At 61.9% G+C, this 2,151-nt stretch carries 2 protein-coding genes; both read left to right on the forward strand.

Annotation, left to right across the window (positions count from 1 at the left end; translation table 11 throughout):
• Positions 1 to 24: 24 nt before the first annotated feature.
• A complete protein-coding gene (epsF, locus tag AC1D0Z_RS20160; RefSeq protein ID WP_477659946.1) occupies positions 25 to 1,422 on the forward strand; it encodes a chain length determinant protein EpsF in 1,398 nt (465 codons plus the stop codon).
• On the forward strand, positions 1,419 to 2,151 hold a 733-nt coding region (epsG, locus tag AC1D0Z_RS20165; protein ID WP_477659947.1), incomplete at its 3' end, for a chain length determinant protein tyrosine kinase EpsG. The genes epsF and epsG, both read left to right, overlap by 4 nt.

The raw sequence follows: 2,151 nt of genomic DNA on the forward strand, positions 1-2,151 counted from the left end.
TCGTGAAAGCCTCTTTTAAAAATCATGACACTTCATCAATTCCTGCTAATCCTGCGTGCCCGCTACCGGGTCGTTGTGCTTGTCATTCTGGCGGCCCTATTGGCGGCGCTGGCTGTCAGCCTGGCGCTTCCCCGTAAATACACCGCCCAGACCGCCGTGCTGGTCGACGTGCGTTCGCCTGACCCGGTTGCCGGCGGTGCTCCGCTACAGGGCCTGGTGGCCCCCAGCTATATGGCGACGCAGGTTGACATCATTGGCGGAGACCGGGTAGCCCAGCGTGTGGTGAAAATGCTCAAGCTGGATGAAGATCCGCGCACCAAGGCGCGCTGGATCGAGGCTACCGACGGACGGGGAACCCTGGAAAGCTGGCTGGCCGATTCCTTGCAGAAGGGGCTGGACGTGCGGCCCGCGCGCGAAAGCAACGTGATCAACATCACCTACAAGGGCAGTGATCCCGACCTTGCCGCCGCCACGGCCAATGCCTTTGCGCAGGCCTACCTGGATATCAACCTGGCGTTGAAGACAGAACCTGCCCGTATTTACGCCGAATGGTTTGACGACCAGACCAAGGCGTCCCGGGCAAAACTTGAGGAAGCCCAGGCGCGGCTGTCGGAATACCAGCAAAAAGCCGGCATTGTCAGCAGCGACGAGCGCGTGGACTACGAGACCGCGAAGCTCGGGGAAATCTCCTCGCAGCTCACGGCTGTGCAGGGCGAGACCACCGACAGCCAGAGCAAGCGCAGCTCTCGCGGGGATACCGTCGCAGAAGTCATGCAAAGCCCGCTGATCAACGGCCTGAAGGCTGACCTTTCACGGCTGGAGGCCAAGGTGCAGGAGATCGGTGTACGCCTGGGCCCCAACCACCCGGAGCGGCAGCGCGCCGAGTCCGAGCTGGCGGCGGTTAAAAGCCGGCTGGCAGCCGAGACTGCGCGCATCACGGCTTCCATTGAAACCACTTACCGTGTGGGCAAAGACCGGGAGCGTGAACTCCAGGCTGCGGTGAGTGCGCAGAAAGCGCGCGTCCTCGAGCTGAACAAGCAGCGGGATGAACTCAATGTGTATCGCCGGGATGTCGAGTCGGCCCAGCGTGCTTTTGAAGCTGTCAGCCAAAGCGCGTCGCAGACACGCCTGCAGAGTCTGAGCAACCAGACCAACGCCGTGCGGCTGAACATGGCAACGCCTCCGGTCAACMCCTCAAGCCCGAAACTGCTGGTGAATCTGCTGGCCGCCGCTTTTGGCGGGACGCTGCTCGGCATCGCCTGTGGGCTGCTGCTGGAGCTGGCCAATCGCCGCGTGCGCTCTGCCGAAGACCTGGTGCAGATATTGGGCCTGCCTGTACTGGCAAGCATTTCTTCGGATAGAGGGCGTGGCAGGCTTCCTGGTTCGCGCCGCCTGATGCTAGGCAATGGAGGGACAGCATGAACAGAAACAACGCACCCACGATACGATCAGTTCCCCTGACCGTTCCCAGCAAACCGGCCACCGGCGCCGGCCGTTCCATGGGGACGATCCTGGTGGACGCAGGACGGCTGTCGCCTCCGGATGCCGAACGCATCCTCCATTTCCAGCGGGACCGCGGTTTGCGTTTCGGCGATTCCGGCAAGGCCCTTGGCCTGCTGAGTGATGACGATGTGCGTTTTGCGCTCTCGGTCCAGTTTGACTACCCCTACCTTGCGAACGAAACCAAACTCAGCCGGGAGCTGGTGGCGGCATACCAGCCGGGCAGCCAGCCGGTTGAGCAACTGCGGGCGCTGCGCAGCCAGCTGATGCTGCGCTGGTTTGATACTGGAGCCGAGCGCCGCGGACTGGCCATTGTCAGCGCCGGCGCGAAAGAAGGGCGCAGTTATATCGCAGCTAACTTGGCCATTGTTTTTTCGCAGCTTGGAGAGCGGACCTTGCTGGTTGATGCGGACATGCGAACACCGCGGCAGCACCAGCTTTTTAACCTGGGGGCAACCGCAGGCCTGTCTGACATGCTTGCCGGCCGTGCGGGACCTGAGGCGGTTATCAGCATACCTGCCCTGCAGGAYCTGTCGGTGTTGCCCGCCGGAGTCATCCCGCCCAATCCGCAGGAACTGCTGGGGCGGCAGGAATTTTCCAAGCTGCTGCAATCATTGGGCGAAGACTTTGATGTCATCATCATTGATACAC

The sequence above is a fragment of the Polaromonas sp. P1_E3 genome (assembly GCF_056405935.1).